Origin of the sequence: Citricoccus alkalitolerans (assembly GCF_039528175.1) — a bacterium.
GTDB classification, from domain to species: domain Bacteria; phylum Actinomycetota; class Actinomycetes; order Actinomycetales; family Micrococcaceae; genus Citricoccus; species Citricoccus alkalitolerans.
The window spans coordinates 619040-637570 of sequence record NZ_BAAALH010000002.1; the positions used below are offsets into that span (position 1 = coordinate 619040).

Sequence of the window (18531 nt, forward strand, 5' to 3'; positions counted from 1 at the left end):
GGACGCACATTGACGCTCGAGTGTCACCAGATGGTGACGCGGTCCTCCGGGTCCAGCCACATCGCGTCGCCGGGTTCCGTGCCGTACGCCTCGTGGAACGCGTCCAGGTTCTTCACCACCTGGTTGCAGCGGAACTCGTTGGGCGAGTGCGGGTCCGAGGTGATGCGTGTGATCGCGGTCTCCGTGCGGGTCAACTGGCGCCAGCACTCGGCCCAGGACGCGAAGAACGCCCGGTCCTGCTCGCGGGAGGCCTCGGCGGCGTCGGCCCGCTCCGCGGGGCCGTCGGTATCCGCGTGGCCCTCGGTGTCAGCCCTCTGCTCCTCAGTGCCGGCACCGTCCGCGCCGAGATTCTCCTCGCGCCAGATGCCCAGCGCCTGGGAGGCGATGCCGAGCCCGCCCAGGTCGCCGATGTTCTCGCCGAGCGTGAGTTCGCCGTTGACGCGGTGATCGGGGGCCTCGGCAGGGCTCAGCACCTCGTACTGGCCGACGAGCTGGGCGGTGCGCTCCTCGAAGGCCGCGCGGTCGGCGTCGGTCCACCAGTTCTGCAGGGAGCCGTCGCCGGCGTACTGCGAGCCCTGGTCATCGAAGCCGTGGCCGATCTCATGGCCGATGACCGCGCCGATGGCCCCGAAGTTCTCCGCCGCCAGACGGTTCGGGTCGAAGAACGGGGGCTGGAGGATGGCCGCGGGGAACACGATCGCATTCTCCAATGGGGAGTAATAGGCATTGACCGTCTGCGGGGTCATGTGCCACTCCTCCGGGTCCGGCCCCGTCTCGATCCTGGCGAGGTCCCGTTCGAACTCGAACGCATTGGCGGCCCGGACATTGGCGATGAGGTTCTCCGGGTCTACCGCCAGGGACGAGTAGTCGATCCACTTCACGGGGAAGCCGACCATGGGCTTGAACATGGACAGCTTCTCCAGGGCCTTCTGGCGGGTGTCCTCACCCATCCAGTCGAGGCTACTGATCGACCGGCGGTAGGCCTCGATGAGGGCGGAGATGAGGCTGTCCATGGCGGCCTGGTGACCGGCCGGGAAGTGCTTCGCCACATACAGCCGGCCGACGTCCTCGCCCACGGCGCCGTTCACGAAGGCGACGCCGCGCTTCCAACGGGGCCGGACCTCCTCGGTGCCGGCGATCTTGCGGCCGTAGAACTCGAAGTTCTCGTTGACGAAGGCCTCGGTCAGGTAGGGCGCGGCGGACCGGAGCAGCTGCAGCTGCAGCCACCGCTTCCACGTGCCCAGATCCTCGTCCATGAGCAACCTCTGCATCGCGGCCAGGAAGTCCGGCTGCCAGGCGACAACCTCGGCACTGCGGGCACCGGAGGCGCCGACCCCCTCGAGCCAGCGATCGGCCAGCGGGAAGGCCTCCAGCAGGGCGGTCCGGTCCAGGAGGTTGTACCGGGCCACAGCGTCCCGGACCTTGACGACGTCCCAGTGGGCCGCAGCGATCTTGGCCTCCAGGTCCACCACCCGGTCCGCGTCCCGCTCGGCCTCGTCCCGGTCCCCACCGATGCCGGCGAGCATGAACACGTTGTCCACGTGCTGGCGGTAGTCCGTGACCAGATCCGCGAACTTCTCCTCGCGGTAGTAGGACTCATCCGGCAGTCCGAGGCCGTCCTGGATCAGGTGCAGCAGCATGCGCTCGGGGTTGCCGGCGTCGTTGAGGGAGCCCGTGGCGATCAGCCCACTGACGCCGGCGCGCTGCAACTGGCCGGAGAGCTGGATGAACTCCTCCGGGGTGGACACGCCCTCGATCTGGGCCAGGTCGGCGACGATCGGTTCGAGGCCGCGCTCCTCCACTCCGGATTCATCCATGAAGGACGCGAAGAGGGCGCCGATCCGGCGGCGAGCGCCGTCGTCGTCATTCCCCGCAGTGAAGGAACCGGACTCACGTCCCGCGCCCGGACCGGACCAGAAATGAGCGGCCGCGTCCTCCGCGATGTGCCGCACGGCCAGTTCCGAGGCATCCCGCAACTCCATGAACGCCCCGTAGGCGCCCTGGTCCGCGGGGATCGAGTTGGACTGCAGCCAGGCACCGTTGACGTGCCGGTAGAGGTCCTCGCGGGCGCTGGGCTGCCGGGATGGGGTGGTTTCAGTCACGGATGCTCCTAGGAAGGGCCGGGCATGTCCACCGATCCTAGCGGCGAAGGGCCCCGACTCAGACGAGCGACTGCAGACGGGCCAGGGACTGGTCCATCTGATCCGAGCTGATGGCGGGGAAGATGTTCTTGGCCAGCAGCTCCTGATCGGTGACCTGGGACCAGTCGTAGGTGAGAGAGACCTCCGTGGTGTCCTGGTCCACCGGTTCCAGCTGGTACACCCACTGCCAGCCGCCCGGTTCCCCTCCGACGGGGCCCGGCTTCCAGCCCACGAGCTTGTTCTCGTCATAGGCCACGACATGGTTCTCACGCTGGTAGTCACCACCCTGGGACTCGGCGTGCATGTTCATGACGAACGTGTCCCCGACCTGCTGGATGCGCTGGGACTTCTCATCCGCGCGCACCATGTCAGAGCCGTCGAACTCCTGATGCCTGGCCGGCAGGGTCAGGATCCGGAAGATGTCCTTGGCCGGAGCCTCGATGGTCCGGGTGACAGTCTGCTTCTTCTCGCCGTGTGCGGTCTCGTTCATCGTCATGCTGCACCCTAAACATGTCCGGCTCCCGAGTTTCAAGGGCGGTGGCGCTCGGACCGGTCAACCGGAGCAGTTGGTCAGAGCGGTTTGCCGGGGCGATGGTCATCCCGCGTCATCCCGGTCTACCGCCGCATGGCCGGCAGGATCATGTTGTCGATGAGCCGGACCGATTCGACGGTGGCGGCCACCAGGGCCAGCGCCTCATGGTCCAGGGGGGCGGCGAGCTGCTCGGCGCTCAGGGGCTCCAGGGTCGAGTGGTCCACGATCTCCAGATAGTCCAGGCCCGCCAGGGGCTCGGCCCGGACCAACGCGCGGGCCGAGTCAAGATCGAGGGGACGGCCGGCGTCGGCGGCCAGGCGCAGGGATTCCAAGGCGCGGTGCAGCACCAGGGCCGCCTCTAGGCCCGCGGGGGACAGCCGGGTGTTCCGGCTGGATAACGCGAGGCCCTCCGGTGAGCGGATCAACGGGACCGGGCGGATCTCGAGGTCGAAGTCCAGATCCGCCTGCATCCGTCGCAGGACGGCCAGCTGCTGGGCGTCCTTCTGCCCGAAATAGCTGCGCAGCCGCGCAGGGGCGGGTGGCATCGCGGCATGCCAGAGCTTCGCGACCACGGTGCAGACGCCGTCGAAGTGCCCCGGACGGGCGGCGCCCTCGAGGACCTCGCCCATGTGGCCGGCGGTGACGGTGACCCTGGGCGCGTCCGGATAGCCCGGATACATCTCTTGCAGGTCCGGGGCGAAGACCAGCTCGCAACCCTCGGCACCCAGAATCGCCCGGTCCGCCTCGAGGGTGCGCGGGTAGTTCTCCAGGTCGGACGGATCACCGAACTGCAGCGGGTTGACGAACACCGAGGCGATCACGATGTCGTTCTCCTCGCCGGCCTGCCGGACCAGGGCCGCATGACCGCCGTGCAGCGCGCCCATGGTCGGGATCAACCCCACGGTGGGCTCAGGCACCCCGGCGGCGACGGCGGCCCGCACCTTCTCCGAGAGCGCGGCCTTGAATGCCGCCCGGGTGGTGTGCACGGCGGGCAGGTCACCGGCAACCGGGGCCGGCTGGCGAGCCGTGTCCTCCAGGGTCAGGCCGGTGCCGGCGGGGATAGGGGTGCGGTCGGGAACGCGGTCGAGCGGGGTCACGCAGGCGAGTCTAGGACGGTCCAGGCGGGCGCTTCCTGTCGAGTCGTCAGTTGGCGTGGCGAAAGGCCCCCCACCGGCGCCACAACTCCCGATTCGATGCCCGGTTCGGCCTGCCTCCGCACGCGGGCCGTCAGGGTCACTGGTCCAACAGGTCCAGCAGTTCGGCCACTCTCGCCTCGGACAGCGCCCCCCGGGCCAGGGCGCGCTGTGCGGTCGCCGAGGCCATGGCGCGGTAGGCCTGCCCGACGTCGGCCGGGATTCCCTCGGCGGCGAGCACCTGCAGGTGCCGGCGCACCGTGCCCACGTCACCACGGGCCACCGGCCCGGTGAGGGCCCCATCCCCGTTGGCGAGGGCGTTCTCGAGGGAGGCGTTCAACAGCGGGGAGAGCATCCGGCCGGTCTGCTCCACGCCGATCGAGGCCAGGACCTGTGCGGCCTGCGAGGTCAGGGTGACGAGGTGGTTCGAGGCGTGCGCGAGGGCCGCGTGGTAGGTTCCACGGTCTGCCTCGGCGATGACGGCAGGCTCGCCGCCCATCTCCACCACGAGGGCCTGGGCCACCGGCAGCACGATCGGGTCGGCGGTGACCCCGAACATGCAGTCCTGCAGCCGGGCCAGGTCCAGGGTCAGCCCCGTGAAGGACATGGCGGGGTGGATCGCGAGTGGGATCGCCCCGGAGGCCCGCACCGGGTCCAGCACGGAGACACCGTGCGCACCGGAGGTGTGGACCACGAGGTGGCCGGTCTGGAAGTGACCGGCCTCGGCGAGTCCTGAGACCAGGTCCGGCAGCACGTCGTCGGGAACGGCAAGCAGGACCATCTCGGATCGGCGCAGGATCTCCGGGATCTCGAGCACCGGAACCTCGGGCAGCAGGGCTTCCGCCCGGCTGCGGGAGGCCTCGGAGACAGCGTGCACGCCCGTGACGGCGTGGCCGGCGTTGCGCAGGGCAGCCCCCAGCACGGCACCGACCTTGCCGGCTCCGATGACACCGACACCCAGCCGGCCCGGGCGGTTCTGCGGCTCAGCAGCCCAGGGCTGGGTGCTCACTGCTTGATCGCCTGCTGAGTGCGTTGCTCGAAGCGGGCCAACTCGTCCTCGCGCATCCACTGGTTGCGGTCCCGCATGCGACGGGAGACGGCGGCGATGTCCGCCTCCTCGTGGAACAGGCGAACGGCGACATCCAGATCCGCGTGCGGCAGCAACGGCACCACGGGGCCAGCGGTGGAGTGGAATCGCAGGGTGGCCACGCGCAGGCGTCGTTCGAGGGGACCCTGGTGCAGGCCGATGGATTGGATCCGCTCGTGCGGCATCAGGACCAGGTAACGCTCGAGCCTGCCCGAGCGCAGCAGGACCATGGTGTCCGTGGACCGGTAGGCGTTGCGTTTCCAGGTCAGCGGGTCCAGCCACCACACGCGCCGCGGCGAGTGCGTGAAGCCCTGCCCGTCGCCGCTGCCGGTGATGCCTTCACCGATGACCTCGGGCGCGTTCTCCACGCCCGGGTCCGGCGCCACCACGGAGAGCACGCGCATGACGTCCTCGATGGTCCCGACCGGCAGCACCGTGGACTTGTCGCTGCCGGTCCCCTCCACGCTGGGGCCGTAGCCCGCCACGTTGACACTCATCTTGTACCAGCCGAAGGCCCGCCACAGCAGCCCTTGGCTGATGCGGATCGCCTGGACACGGCCCGGCGGGACGGTCTGCTGCGAGGTCTCGAGCAGGCCGTACCGCAGGCGCAACCCGTCCGGAGAGGTCGCGACCGTGAAGTTGTAGCCCTTGTTGAATCCGCCCCACGCGACGCCGATCAGGGAGAACGCGAAGGGGATGAGGACGAACAGCAGGATCAGCCACCAATTGTCCTCGCCGTCCTGGGGGATGGTCATGTCCAGGATCCAGGCACCCAGGACCAGGAGGATGATGATGGAGAACATCACGAGCATCGCCGTGGACAACAGCACCGACCCGATCATCCGGCCCGCCGGGACCTTGAGCATGACGTGCTCGGGCGCCTCCGGGAGGGGCTGCTGCGGGGCCTCGGCCGGAGGCGGGCCCTCGCCGGGGTCCTCATTCAGCTCCTCACCCGACTCGGCAGTAGCCGCCGCGGCACCCCGCCGTGCAATCTCCTCGGGGTCCGCCGCGGCACGGATGCCCGCGGCACGGCCCATGATCTCGGCGCGGAGGATGCGGGCCTCGTCCTCCTTGATGAAGGCCAGCTGCATGGCCGTACTGCCGCCGTCCGCCGCCTCGAACTTCAGTTCCGCGAGTCCGAAGATGCGCGCCACCAGCGGTTGTCGGATGTCCACGGCCTGGACCCGGTCGTAGCGCACACGCCGGTGCTGACGGAAGATCACGCCGGTGTCCAGCAGGACCTGTTCCTCGGCGAGCTGGTACTTCGTGAAGCGCCAGGAGAAGTAGTAGATGACCACCATGACCACGAACACCGCACCGTAGATGGCCAGGGTGATCCACAGTCGTCCGGCATCTTGGAACTCGCCCTGGCCGACGAGGGTCCGGACCATGTCCTCGCCAAAGGACTGAGTGGCGAAGAACAGCATGGCGACGAGGATCACCCAGCCCCGCACCCAGGGGCTGATGGGATGCACGCGGTGCCATTCGCCGTCGGCCGCCTCCGGACGCCCCGCGCCGGGGGATGGCTCAGCCGGCGCCGTCACAGTCCGGCCAGACGTGCCTGTCCGCGGGCCATGAGCTGGTCGCGGAGCCGTTCACTGTCCTCGGCCGGAATGCCTTCGATGGTGGCGTTGGTGGCCGCCGAGGCGGTCTGCAGTTCCAGGGAGCGGATGCCGAAGCGCCGCTGCACGGGGCCCTCCTTGATGTCGAGGTACTGGAGGCGGCCGTAGGGGACGGCCAGCACGCGGCGGAACCACAGGCCGGACTTGAACACGAAATCGTCCTCACGTTCGGCGTAGCCCATGGCGCGCACTCGGCGCGGGACGAGTACCAGGTCCACGAGGCCCCACACCAGCACGACCCCCGGCAGCCCCCAGGCCAGCCAGGCCGGGTAGGCGGGCCAGACATCCACCAGCATGAGGACCAGCGGGACGGCCAGGACCGCCGTGATGATCAGTGTGGTGAGGCCAGTGGAGATGAGGTGGGCCGGGACCAGCTTCGGGGACACCGGGATCCAGTCCACCTGCTCCAGGTCGCCCACATCATGAGTCGTTCGTTCGCGCATATCCGCCTTCCCCCTCCGCGCCGTAGGCGGGTCCGGTCTGTCCCCGGCGCCCCTCGCCGTTCCGGCCGTTTGCGTCTGTGGTGCCGTCCGCCCCGTCTTCCGGGGGTAGGCGGCAGAATTGCTCCACGATGTATCCCACGATAACCAGAACCAATCCCGCGACCACCATCAGCAGTGCGTCGTTCACCGTGGGGGTGCCGAAGCCGGTAGCCGAGGTCAGGTGAACGAGGACGCCCCCGTGCCAGCCTGCGATGAGCGATCCGGCGTAGGCCCCGGCCTGCGCCAGTGCCAGGGTCCGAGTGGCCACGAACGGGTTCATTCGGGCTGCAGGCGGGCGCTTCTTGTCCCGTTGGACGCGGATGCCGAGCACGAGCACCAGCAGGGCGACGGATCCGAGGGTGATCGTGGAGGAGCGCACCAGCACCGGTGCGACCACGCCCACCTCGGCCGTCAGCAGCGCGGCCACCCAGCCCAGTCCGCCGGAGACGAGCAGGATCAGCAACAGCCACAGGGGGCGGATGCCGTTCATGAGCCCGGCCCCTCGGTGCCGGTGGGCAGCCGCCGTACCGACCCGGCGTCGTCCGCCTGTGCGGCCAGGTCCGCGACGAGCGCACCGCTGAGCGTGGCCTCGGGGTCCATCCAGGACCACGGGGTGAGCACGAACGCGCGGAGGTGGGCGCGTGGGTGCGGAAGGGTGAGGTCGGGCTCGTCCGAGGTGAGGTCATCGTAGGTGATCACATCGATGTCCAGGGTGCGCGGTCCCCAGCGCACCTCGCGGGTGCGGTGGTGCGTGCGCTCGATCTCCTGGCCGGCCGCGAGCAGGGCACGCGGGGACAGGCGAGTCATGAGGGTCAGCACGAGATTGAGGTAGTCGGGCTGGCCCGGGGGGCCGCCCACCGGCTGGGTCACCGCCACCGGGGACACCCCGGTCAGTTCGATCCCCGGCGCTTCGGCGAGCTGGCGGACCGCTTCCGTGAGGGTCGCGGCTGCGTCACCCAGGTTCGCCCCGAGTGCCAGCACCGCCGGGACCGGGACGTGCGGGACGCGGTCGAGGTCGGGGCCCTGATGACCGGCCTCGTCAGCGGGCGAGGCGTGCGAGGTCACGTCCGGCTCCGGAAGACCGTGACCGCGACGTCAGTGAAGTCCGCCTGGATGGGGGCGTGCGGTTTGTGCACGGTCACCTCGACAGCGGTGGCCACGGGCTGTTCGGCGAGGAGTGCGCGGGCGATGCGGTCGGCGACGGTCTCGATGAGATCGAGGGACTCCCCCGTGACCACGCCGAGCACCGTCTCGGCGACCTGGGCGTAGTTGACGGTGCGGGCCAGGTCGTCACCGGCGGCGGCCGGTGCCGCGTCCAGGTGCACCACCACGTCCGTGGTGAAGTCCTGGCCGTCCCGCTTCTCCTCGGCGAAGACACCGTGGAATCCCCGAGCGGTCAGCCCGGTGAGGGTGATGCGGTCGACCGGCCGCCCGCCGGTGCTCTCGACCACGGCTCAGGCTCCCCGACGGCGGGTGCTGGCGGATTCCGGATCCAGCCACGCCCGAGCGGTCTTGACCGCGTGGAGGCTGGGCTCGATCTCGTGGACACGCACTCCCCACACCCGGCTCAGGGCGGACAGGGCGGAGACGGCTGCGGTGGCGTGGTCGCGGTCCGCGGGCGCCGGTTCTGCGCCGGCCTCATTGGCCAGCAGGGTACCGAGGAAGCGTTTGCGGGAAGCGGCCACGAGGACCGGGAATCCGAGGGACTGCAGGCGGTCCAGGCCCTTCAGCAGCTCCCAGTTCTGCGCGCCGGCCTTCGCGAAGCCCAGTCCCGGGTCCAGGATGAGCTGCGCGGGCTGGACGCCGGCCGCCAGGAACGCGTCCTTCAGCTCGGTCAGCTCCCGGGTCACATCCTCGACCACGTCACCGTAGTCCGCGAGGGAATCCATGGTCTTGGAGTCCCCGCGGTTGTGCATGAGGACGTACGTCGCCCCCGTGCGGGCTATCAGCTCGGGCATCTCCGGTTCATAGTTCAGCCCCGAGACGTCGTTGATGATGACGTCCCCGAGCCTGAGGGCTGCCTCGGCGGTGACGGTGTGCATGGTGTCCACGGACACCACGGCGCCGGCCTTCACGAGGGCCTCGACGACGGGCAGGATGCGGTTCTGCTCCGTGACCGGGTCGATGGCCTCCGCCCCGGGACGGGTGGATTCCCCACCCACGTCAATGATGTCCGCACCGGCGTAGTGCAGGCGCAGCCCCTGCTCGATGGCAGCATCCGCGGCGAGGTACTCCCCGCCGTCCGAGAAGGAGTTGTGGGTGACGTTCACGACGCCCATGATCAGCGTGCGGTCCGTGGGCAGGTCACGCAAGGTGCGGCGGCGAACCTTGCGGACCACCGAGAGGGGGCCCGTGTTGGGCCCGGTTCCGGTCTGTGCTGCCATCGAGTCCATCGGTGGTCCTTTCATCGCGGTGGCCGGTGACGCCGGTGGCGCGCGGCAGGTCAGAGCTGCTGGCGGTGCCTTGGTGGCGCCGAGCTCAACCGTGCAGGATCAGGCTCATCGCCTCGGAGCGGGTGGAGGAGTCGCGGAGCTGGCCCCGGACGGCCGAGGTCACGGTCTTGGCACCGGGCTTGCGGACGCCACGCATGGACATGCACATGTGCTCGGCCTCGATCACCACGATGGCCCCGCGGGGGCTCAAGTGGGCCATGAGGGCCTCCACGATCTGCGTGGTCAGCCGCTCCTGAACCTGGGGACGCCGGGCGAAGACCTCCACCAGCCGGGCCAGCTTGCTCAGTCCGGTGACCAACCCCTCCGGGGAGGGGATGTAGCCGATGTGGGCGGTGCCGTGGAAGGGCACCAGGTGGTGTTCGCACGTGGAGTAGAACGGGATGTCCTTCACCAGCACGAGTTCCTCATGAGCGATGTCGAAGGTGACGCCCAGGATGTCACCGGGATCCTGCTTCACGCCGGCGAAGAACTCGCCGTAGGCCTTGGCCACGCGCTTCGGGGTGTCCTGGAGACCCTCCCGGTCCGGGTCCTCGCCGATCGCCTCGAGGATCTCGCGCACGGCTGCCTCGATGCGGGGACGGTCCACCCCGGCTGGGGACAGCTCAGCCTCGTCGTCCACGTCCACGTCCCTCAGGGTGTTCTGTGTCTGCTCCACGATTCCGATCCTATCGGTGAGTGAACCGGTGCGGCGGCCGGGCCACCGGGCGGTGGCCGGTGGCGGACCGGTCAGGTCTGGTCGGCGCGAGGCAGGTCCGTGGGGCCCGAGGGCCCCCCGGGCCGGCCGGTCCCGCCGTCGGGCTTCCCGGGCAGCTGACTGCCGGGGCTGGGGTCCACCGTGGGATTCAGCGAATCCGAGGAGGACTCGGGGTCCACGGGAGGTTCCTGCTCCGGATCGGAGTGACCGTCAGAACCCCTGCGGCCGGCGTCGCCTCCCTGGCCGTTCGATCCGGCCTTCTCCGCCACGGCCCGGCGCTCGGCCGGGGACAGGATGGGCGGCTGGTCGGAGACCGGCCGGTCCTCGCTGGAGAGCCATACGGTGCGGGGCTCGCGTTGGCGGATCTCGGAGAAGATCTCGGCGATCTGGGCCTGGTTGAGGGTCTCCTTGGCCAGCAGCTCGTAGGCGAGCCGGTCCAGGATCTCCCGGTTCTCGTTGATGATCCAGTATGCCTCGTCATGGGCCTGGTCCAGGAGCTGGCGCACCTCGGCGTCCACCAGGCCGGCGACCTGCTCGGAGTATTCACGGCCGCTGCTCATGTCCCGGCCCATGAAGGGCTCACCGCTTCCGGTGCCGAGCTTCACAGCGCCGATGCGCTCGCTCATGCCGTACTCAGTGACCATCTTCTTGGCCGTGTCTGTGGCCTTGGAGATGTCATTCGAGGCTCCGGTGGACGGATCGTGGAAGATGATCTCCTCGGCCACGCGGCCGCCCATGGCGTAGGCGAGCTGGTCGAGGAGCTCGTTGCGGGTGACGGAGTACTTGTCGTCCTCCGGGACCACCATGGTGTAGCCGAGAGCGCGCCCACGCGGCAGGATCGTGATCTTGGTGACGGGCGCCGAATTGCGCAGTCCGGCCGCCACCAGCGCGTGGCCACCCTCGTGATAGGCGGTGACCTTTCGCTCGTGCTCCTTCATCAGGCGGGAACGCTTCTGCGGTCCGGCCATGACGCGGTCCACAGCCTCGTCCAGGGCGCGGTCGTCGATCAACTGCGCATTGGAGCGGGCCGTGAGGAGTGCGGCCTCGTTGAGGACGTTGGCCAGATCAGCACCGGTGAATCCGGGGGTGCGCTTGGCCAGGCCCCGCAGGTCCACCCCGGGGGCCATCGGCTTGCCCTGGGCGTGCACGGACAGGATCTGGTGACGGCCCTCCAGGTCCGGGGCCTCCACCGGGATCTGCCGGTCGAACCGGCCCGGGCGCAGCAGGGCGGGGTCCAGCACGTCGGGCCGGTTGGTGGCCGCGATGAGGATGACGTTGGTGGTGGCGTCGAAACCGTCCATCTCAACCAGCAACTGGTTCAGGGTCTGCTCGCGTTCGTCATTGCCGCCGCCCACGCCGGCACCACGGTGGCGGCCGACGGCGTCGATCTCGTCCACGAAGATGATGGCCGGGGAGTTGTTCTTGGCCTGCTCGAACAGGTCGCGCACCCGGGAGGCACCCACGCCCACGAACATCTCGACGAAGTCGGAGCCGGAGATCGAGTAGAACGGCACCCCGGCCTCGCCGGCCACGGCCTTGGCGAGCAGGGTCTTACCGGTGCCGGGCGGGCCGTACAGCAGCACGCCCTTGGGAATCTTGGCGCCGACGGCCTGGAACTTGGCGGGCTCCTCGAGGAATTCCTTGATCTCGTGGAGTTCCTCCACGGCCTCCTCGGCCCCGGCGACGTCCGCGAAGGTCACCTGGGGCATGTCCTTGGTGATCAGTTTCGCCTTGGACTTGCCGAATTGCATGACCTTGCCGCCGCCGCCCTGCATGCGGGACATCAGGAACCAGAAGACCAGGCCGATCAGGAGGAAGGGGATGATGAAGCCCAGCATGGACAGCAGCCAGTTGTTCTGCACCGGCTCGTCCGTGAAGCCGTCCAGGCCGGAGGCGTCGATGGTCTCGACCACGTTGTCCGCACGGGCCGTCGAGTAGTAGAAGTAGACGTCCGTGCCGAGGTCACGGCCGTCCTGGGAGTAGGACTCGCGCAGGGTCAGGTCGACGCGCTGCTCGCCGTCCTGGATCTTGGCCTGAGCGGCCCTGTCCTCCTCGAGCAGGACGAGGCCCACGTTGGTGTCCACCCGGGCGGAGGATCCCTGCGTCAGCGCCGGGATGATCAGCATCAGGAACACGGCGGCCAAAACGATCCAGATGATCGGGCCCTTGAAGACCTTCTTGGCTTTCAACAACTCTCCTGACCTTGACCTGCTCCGATGGGCACGGCGTGTCCATCCGGTACGGCACTGTGCCGTTGACCCGCTGCGGAACGGAGCAACCGGCTCCGGGCAGAGCCGTACCCGTCCACGGTACCGGGGGACAGTCTACGGCCGGGGTCTGAGAGTTCGCCGTTCGCGGGAGGTGGAATGGCCGCGAGCGCCGTCGGGGAACGGCGTCAGGAGTAGACGTGCGGGGCGAGCGTCCCGATGAAGTCCAGGTTGCGGTACTTCTCGTCGAAGTCCAGGCCGTAGCCGACCACGAACTCGTTGGGGATGTCCTGGCCGACGTACTTGACGTCGATCTCGACCTTCATGGCCTCCGGCTTGCGCAGGAAGGCGCAGATCTCCACCGAGGCGGGGCCACGGGACTCGAGATTGGTCTTGAGCCAGGACAGCGTCAGGCCGGAGTCGATGATGTCCTCGACGATGAGCACGTGGCGGCCCATGAGGTCGGCGTCCAGGTCCTTGAGGATCCGCACCACACCGGAGGACTGGGTCCCCGAGCCATAGGAGGAGACGGCCATGAAGTCGAGGGTGACGTGCGAGTGCAGTGCGCGGGAGAGATCTGCCATGACCATCACCGCCCCCTTGAGCACCGCCACCAGGAGGACGTCCTTGCCCTCGTAGTCGCGGTCGATCTGGGCTGCCAGATCCTTGATGGTGTCCTGGATCTGCTCTGTGGTCATGAGCACATGATCCAGGTCGCCGTGCACGTCCTGTGCTTCCATGCGGGCTGCTCCTGCTGCGGGTTTCTGTGGCTTGCGCTACCGGGAAGGCGCCGGGGGAACTGGGGGGTCCGCAAGGGACTCCAGGACCGCTCCGGTGCCGAAGTCCAGTGTCGCATACCCGCCGGTACGACGGCGGTGGGAGACCACGCCGCCCGGCAACTGGACCGGCCCGGCCGAAGTTCCCCCGCCGGACCGGCCGGCGATCAACCCGTCCACGGCCAGCACGCGTTCGCGGCTGGGCCGCTCACCGCCCGCTGCGACGACGGCGCAGCCGATGACCCGGTACCGGATCGCGTCCGGCAGCGTCGCCAGCTCCTCCAGTGGCAGGGACACGTTCGCGCCCCGACCGGCCGTGATGTCGGGACGGCTGCCGGCGCCGGAGACATGTCCGCCGGACCTGTACCTCACGAGTCGCGTGTACTCACGGGAGGCCCACTGCTCGAGGGCATCGGCGTCCTCGGCCGCGATGTCCGCACTGCGGGCCAGGGCCGCGGATAGGCCGGGGCCCAGACCTGCCTCCGGATCCTCGAGCGCGGGCAGGACGCGGGTGCGGAGCCGCGATCGCAGGTATGCCGGGTCCGCGTTGGCCGGATCCTGCCACCAAAGCACGCCGGCCCAGCGGCAGATGATCTCCGTCTCCTCCCGCGTCAGGTCCAGCAGCGGACGCAGGATCAGCCCCCGACGGCGGGGGATCCCCGCGAGCGACCGCGTCCCAGATCCCCGGGCGAGACCCAGGAGGACCTGTTCGGCCTGGTCGTCGCGGGTGTGCGCCAGCAGCACGGCGCCGGAGTCCAGACGCTGGGCGGCGCCCTCGAGCGCGGCGTAGCGGGCCTGGCGGGCCTCGGCCTCGGGTCCGGCGCCGGTGGCGGGGACCTGGACGCGCTCGATCACCACCGGGTCGAGCCCCAGTTGCCGTGCGATGGCGGCGGCGCGGTCTGCCACGGCCGCGGAGCCCGCCTGGAGACCGTGGTCCACGACGACGGCGCCCGCACCACCGTCCAGCGCCGGGTTGGCCCGGGTGCGGACAGCCTCCGCGGTGGCCACGGCGAGCGCCAGGGAGTCCGCACCACCGGAGAGGCCGACCAGCGGCGTCCGACGGCCCTGGGTGGCGGCAGCGACCGCATGCACGGCCCGGTGGAGGGCCTCCGGCCAACGGAAGGCGGGCGGCCAGGCCTCCGGGCCGGCCGGAGTCGTGCGGGGGTCCGGGCCGTCCGGTACCGCGTTCAGCCCGTCCCCCGGATGCGCTGGATCCACTGTTCCGGGTGCTGGATCTCCTGCTCCCCGGGCAGGTTCTCAGCCTTCTCCCACACCACATTGAAGCCGTCCATGCCGAGTTCCCGGACCACATGTTTCACGAATCTCTGACCCTCACGGTACTGGCGCATCTTGGCGTCCATGCCCAAGATGCGGCGGATCCAGCGGTCCAGGGAGGAGCGGGTGGCGCCACGGTGATCGAAGCGCTGGCGGATGGTCTTGACGGTGGGGACCACAGAGGAGTCGATGGCATCCATCACCACGTTGGCGTGCCCCTCCAGCAGGGACATCACAGCGTTGAGGTGGGCGAGGCGCTTCTTGTCCTCGGGGTCCTGGATCAGCTCGAGCAGACCCATGGAGGCGGGATGCTCCTCCGTGCCCAGCTCGGCGGAGCCCTGGCCCCGCTCCACAGAGTCAGGGTCCGCCTCCGGCCCCTGCAGCAGGGCCCGGACACGGGCGGAGAGGCGCTCCGGCAGGGTGTCGGCCTTCTCGAACATGCCCGCGACCAGGGCCACGATGTGGGACTGCAGGTGCTCGCGCAGCCACGGGGCGGCCGCGAACTGCACACGGTGGGTCTGCTCGTGCAGGCAGACCCAGAGCCGGAAGTCCTCCGGGTCCACATTCAGCTCCACCCTGACCTCAGCGATGTTGGGTGCCACCAGCAGCAGTCGGCCGCCCTCGGGCCCGGCGGACGTCCCGTCCGGGCCCGACAGGGCACAGAACGGCTCGTATTGGCCGAGGACCTTCGAGGAGAGGAAGGCCAGGAGGGCACCGGCCTCCATGGCGGTGGCCACGGTTCCGACTCCACCGGTGGCGCGGGCATACTCGGCTGGGCGGACCGACTGGACGTGCTCGAAGGCCGGCCCCAGCAGCGTGGAGAAGGCCTGGACATTGGCCTGCGTCCAGGTCGGGCGGTCCACCACGAGCACCTCGGAATCACGCAGGTCCTCCGCGGCGTCCAGCTGGGTGATCCGGTGGACGTGGTCCACGGACACCTCGGCGGCGCGGCGCAGGCCGTTGGCCTCACGCTCCGCCTGGTGACGGGTGAACCTAGGCCCGGCGGCACACAGGCGGGCCGCGGTGGAAGCGGCCAAGTCCCAATTCACCGGGGACGGGACGCTCTGACTCGCGACGTATTCCATGGACCCATCCCACCACACGGCGGGCCTGACGCACAGAACGCTGTGGCGAGGGCGAGAGCGAGGGCGAGAACGCCGTCGCGGGGGGCGGATGCGGCGATGGGGGCTGTTCAGCCGCGCAGCGTAGCCGCGCGGTCCAGGACGTCTGCGAGGGCGGCGGCCCCGGCGATACGGGCGGCCTCAGCCGTGGCGCGGAGTTGCTCTCCCGTGGCCAATCCCACCAGCGGGGCTACGGGATCGGGATCCCGGAGTGCGCCAGACTCGGGCGCCAGATGGAGAGGCTGCCGGGACCGGGAGGCATGGGTGGTCAGGACCGGCTCCGAGGCTTCCACCTCGGCCAGCACCCGGGTCAGATCCTCCTCGTCCTGGCGCTCCTCCAGCATGACCAGTCGCTCATAGACGGCGGGATTGCCGATCTTGATGCGCTGGGCATTGATCAGTTGGGACAGCATGGGCGCGGAGAGCCCCAGCACTCGGGCCAGGGACCGTTGGCTGAGCCCGTAGGCGGCCATGATGACGCCGAAGCGCTCAGACAGGGAGATCCCGTAGATGGCCTGCTGCTGGGCGAGGCGCTGATCGGTGTCCGGCGAAGGCATGGGGTTCATCCTAGCCAGATTTCCACTTGCAAAGGCGCGCCGTGGACCTATCCTCGGTCTGTCCAAGGGCACTCCGGCCGGCAGCCACACACCGTGTCCTAGCGGCAGCCGCACCCGGCGAGAACGACGGCCCCGCGGTCCACGGCGAAACGAGCGTTGTCCAGCACGCCCGGCTGGCCGTTGGCGACGAAGCTGAACAACAGTGTCCGGCCGTCCTCGGTCTTCACGGTGCCGGTCAGTGAGGCGACGGAGCTGAGCGTGCCCGTCTTCGCCTGCACGTTGCCTGCGGCCTCGGTTCCGACCATGCGCTCCTCCAGCGTGCCCTGCTCCCCGGCCACGGGCAGGCCGGTGACGGCCGCCTCCAGGTCGGGGGCCGTCGTCGCAACCTGCATGGCCGCGGTCAGCTGGGAGGCGGACACCAGGTTCTCGCCGGAGAGGCCGGAGGCATCCACCAGAGCCAGCCCCGTGGTGTCCACCTCGAGCCCCGCCAGGGTCTCCTCGATGGTCTGCGCGGCACCCGAGAAACTGCCTGGCGCGCCGGCGGCGAGCGCCAGGTTGCGCCCGGTGGCCTCGGCCACCTGGTTATCGGAGGACTGGAGCATGTACGTCATCTGCTCGGCCAGCGACGCGGACTGCACGCTCGCCAATTCCGTGCCCGTTGATTCCGGTTCCGGAGACGTCGGCTCAGCCGCCGCCGAGTCGGCCGGAACCCGGCTCGTCTCCGCGGCGAGGGTGATGTCTAGTTCGAGGGTCTGCGCGTGCGCGGCCAGCTGGTCACGGAACACCTCGGCTGCATACAGCGCCGGGTCGTGGAGGCGGTCGGTGTCCCTGCTGGGCACGGCCCTGCCCCCGTAGGTGGCCATCGGCTGCACCACGGAGGCGTTGCCGGAGGACACGATGTCGCCGCTCCAGTCCGGCGAGGTTGCGGGACCCTCGTAGCCCGAGTCGTCGAGTTGGACCGAGACCGTGCCCGTGGTGCCCTGGGCCTGGAGAGCCTCGGCCGTCTTCAGCGCCAGCGTTCCGAGCCCGGCTCGTCCGTTCGCCTCATCAGCGTTCGCGCCGGTCCCCAGCATCACGTCTCCCCCGGCCTCCAGCACGACGGCAGTGCCTTCCGGTCCCGCGGGCATGCCCACGGCCGCCGTGGTGTACCGGTGGTCCGGCCCGAGGACATCCAGGGCGGCCACGGCGGTCAGGACCTTGACGGCGGAGGCCGGCACCACGGCGGTGTCCGCTCCCTGGTCGTAGAGCAGTTCCCCGGTCAGTCCATCCCGGACCGCGGCGGAGACGGAGCCGTCCTGCACTGTCAGCGCCTCGTCCAGTAGCGGCGACAAGACCTCCGGGTCCGGACTCGGGACCAACAGCGGTGTCAGATCAGGGAAGTCCAGGAACTCGGTCAGAGCGGCCACGGCGGAGGCCGCCGCCAGTGGTTCGGCGGTGCTGGCAGGGTCAGCGGTGCTGGGAAGCGCAGTAGTGGAAGACGGGACGGCGCCGGACGCCTGACTGGGCTGGGAGGAGCCGGCCGACGTCGTGCTGCTGGTGGTGTTGCTGGCGGCCGCACCGGATGTGCCGGTGGACGCCGGGACCGGTATGACGGTGCAACCGGCCAGCAGCGTGGCCACCATAGCCCCCAGAGCCACTCGTGCCACCTTCGCCGCTCGCGCGGTCCAGGAGATCGGTCTGCCCGCGCGGGCGGGCCGGCGCAGGGCAGGGCGTTCGGTCACGGTGGGGCTTTCCTGGTGGGGCGCGGGATACCCTTGATTCTAGACGCCGCGCCTGGCAGCGCCATCCGGCGCGGTGACCACAGAAGCCCACCCGAAGCAGCGCCTAGGAGCACCGCCCATGAGCCATGACGTCACCATCGAGATCCCGGCTGGATCCCGCGTCAAGTACGAGTTCGATCACGAGTCCGGACGCCTGCGTCTGGACCGCATCCTCTTCACGTCCATGCAGTACCCCACGCACTACGGGTACTTCGAGGACACGCTGGGCGAGGACGGCGACCCGCTGGACGCCATGGTGTTCCTGCCCGGCTTCGACCTCGTTCCCGGTGTGATCGTGGAGGCCCGCCCCATCGGCGTGTTCAATATGACGGATGACGGCGGCGGCGATGCCAAGCTGCTGTGTGTTCCGGCGGACAAGCGCTTCGACCACATCCAGGAACTCGAGGACATCGACGAGTGGTTGAAGAAGGAGATCGAGCACTTCTTCACCCGCTACAAGGACCTGGAGCCCGGCAAGTGGGTCAAGGCCGAGGGTTGGCAGGGCCGCGAGGCCGCTGAGGCTGAACTCGCCGCATCGGTCGAGCGCTTCGCCGCCCACGGCCAGGAGACCCCGGAGGACGAACCGCAGGGCCGCGACGTCGAGACCGAGGAAGAGAACCCGGCCGTCTCCTCGGGCGCCCCGCAGGGCCGCGACGCCTGATCGCCTCCCTGACCTGACCACGTCGAGGGC

The 18531-nt window shown here is 69.7% G+C and carries 18 protein-coding genes; 1 reads left to right on the forward strand and 17 read right to left on the reverse strand.

Annotated elements, in window-relative coordinates:
* Window positions 1-23: 23 nt before the first annotated feature.
* The 17 genes from ABD134_RS08735 to dacB all read right to left on the reverse strand — a co-directional run bounded on the left by ABD134_RS08735 (window position 24) and on the right by dacB (window position 17801).
* Window positions 24-2102 (reverse strand): M13 family metallopeptidase, encoded by a 2079-nt coding sequence (locus ABD134_RS08735; protein ID WP_344228683.1) that lies wholly within the window; start codon window positions 2100-2102, stop codon window positions 24-26.
* A gap of 58 nt (window positions 2103-2160) precedes the next feature.
* Entirely contained in the window at window positions 2161-2631 is a 471-nt protein-coding gene (locus ABD134_RS08740; protein WP_378108317.1) for an SRPBCC family protein, read from the reverse strand.
* A 125-nt stretch (window positions 2632-2756) separates the two neighbouring features.
* Window positions 2757-3770, reverse strand: coding sequence for a pantoate--beta-alanine ligase (panC, locus tag ABD134_RS08745; protein WP_344228687.1), 1014 nt, complete (start codon window positions 3768-3770; stop codon window positions 2757-2759).
* Between the two features lie 136 nt (window positions 3771-3906).
* A complete protein-coding gene (locus tag ABD134_RS08750) occupies window positions 3907-4815 on the reverse strand; it encodes a Rossmann-like and DUF2520 domain-containing protein (protein WP_344228689.1) in 909 nt (302 codons plus the stop codon).
* The gene (locus ABD134_RS08755; RefSeq protein WP_344228691.1) at window positions 4812-6368 is read right to left on the reverse strand and encodes a PH domain-containing protein; all 1557 of its coding nucleotides are present in this window, start codon (window positions 6366-6368) and stop codon (window positions 4812-4814) included. Before ABD134_RS08755 ends, ABD134_RS08750 begins: the two co-directional genes overlap by 4 nt.
* A 65-nt stretch (window positions 6369-6433) precedes the next feature.
* Entirely contained in the window at window positions 6434-6958 is a 525-nt protein-coding gene (locus ABD134_RS08760) for a PH domain-containing protein (protein ID WP_344228694.1), read from the reverse strand.
* Entirely contained in the window at window positions 6936-7487 is a 552-nt protein-coding gene (locus ABD134_RS08765; RefSeq protein ID WP_344228696.1) for a DUF3180 domain-containing protein, read from the reverse strand. Before ABD134_RS08765 ends, ABD134_RS08760 begins: the two co-directional genes overlap by 23 nt.
* Window positions 7484-8062, reverse strand: coding sequence for a 2-amino-4-hydroxy-6-hydroxymethyldihydropteridine diphosphokinase (gene folK, locus ABD134_RS08770; RefSeq protein WP_378108243.1), 579 nt, complete (start codon window positions 8060-8062; stop codon window positions 7484-7486). The genes ABD134_RS08765 and folK overlap by 4 nt, the downstream gene beginning before the upstream one ends.
* On the reverse strand, window positions 8059-8448 hold the full coding sequence (gene folB / locus ABD134_RS08775; RefSeq protein WP_344228698.1) for a dihydroneopterin aldolase: 390 nt from the start codon (window positions 8446-8448) through the stop codon (window positions 8059-8061). The genes folK and folB overlap by 4 nt, the downstream gene beginning before the upstream one ends.
* 3 nt (window positions 8449-8451) lie before the next feature.
* A complete protein-coding gene (gene folP / locus ABD134_RS08780; protein ID WP_344228700.1) occupies window positions 8452-9390 on the reverse strand; it encodes a dihydropteroate synthase in 939 nt (312 codons plus the stop codon).
* Window positions 9391-9475: 85 nt separating this feature from the next.
* Window positions 9476-10084 (reverse strand): GTP cyclohydrolase I FolE, encoded by a 609-nt coding sequence (folE, locus tag ABD134_RS08785; RefSeq protein ID WP_344230808.1) that lies wholly within the window; start codon window positions 10082-10084, stop codon window positions 9476-9478.
* Between the two features lie 92 nt (window positions 10085-10176).
* Window positions 10177-12333, reverse strand: coding sequence for an ATP-dependent zinc metalloprotease FtsH (ftsH, locus tag ABD134_RS08790; protein ID WP_344228702.1), 2157 nt, complete (start codon window positions 12331-12333; stop codon window positions 10177-10179).
* A gap of 206 nt (window positions 12334-12539) precedes the next feature.
* The gene (gene hpt, locus ABD134_RS08795; protein WP_115932510.1) at window positions 12540-13091 is read right to left on the reverse strand and encodes a hypoxanthine phosphoribosyltransferase; all 552 of its coding nucleotides are present in this window, start codon (window positions 13089-13091) and stop codon (window positions 12540-12542) included.
* Between the two features lie 36 nt (window positions 13092-13127).
* Complete coding sequence (tilS, locus tag ABD134_RS08800; protein ID WP_344228705.1) at window positions 13128-14345, reverse strand: tRNA lysidine(34) synthetase TilS; 1218 nt, start codon at window positions 14343-14345, stop codon at window positions 13128-13130.
* Window positions 14315-15487: a zinc-dependent metalloprotease gene (locus ABD134_RS08805; protein ID WP_344228707.1), complete on the reverse strand. Its 1173-nt coding sequence runs from the start codon at window positions 15485-15487 to the stop codon at window positions 14315-14317. The genes tilS and ABD134_RS08805 overlap by 31 nt, the downstream gene beginning before the upstream one ends.
* 107 nt (window positions 15488-15594) lie before the next feature.
* Window positions 15595-16080, reverse strand: coding sequence for a DNA-binding protein (locus tag ABD134_RS08810; RefSeq protein ID WP_344228709.1), 486 nt, complete (start codon window positions 16078-16080; stop codon window positions 15595-15597).
* Window positions 16081-16178: 98 nt separating this feature from the next.
* On the reverse strand, window positions 16179-17801 hold the full coding sequence (gene dacB / locus ABD134_RS08815; RefSeq protein WP_344228711.1) for a D-alanyl-D-alanine carboxypeptidase/D-alanyl-D-alanine endopeptidase: 1623 nt from the start codon (window positions 17799-17801) through the stop codon (window positions 16179-16181).
* Between the two features lie 118 nt (window positions 17802-17919).
* On the opposite strand from dacB, the gene ABD134_RS08820 reads away from it, so the two are divergent.
* Window positions 17920-18501 (forward strand): inorganic diphosphatase, encoded by a 582-nt coding sequence (locus tag ABD134_RS08820; RefSeq protein WP_344228713.1) that lies wholly within the window; start codon window positions 17920-17922, stop codon window positions 18499-18501.
* Window positions 18502-18531 lie beyond the last annotated feature (30 nt).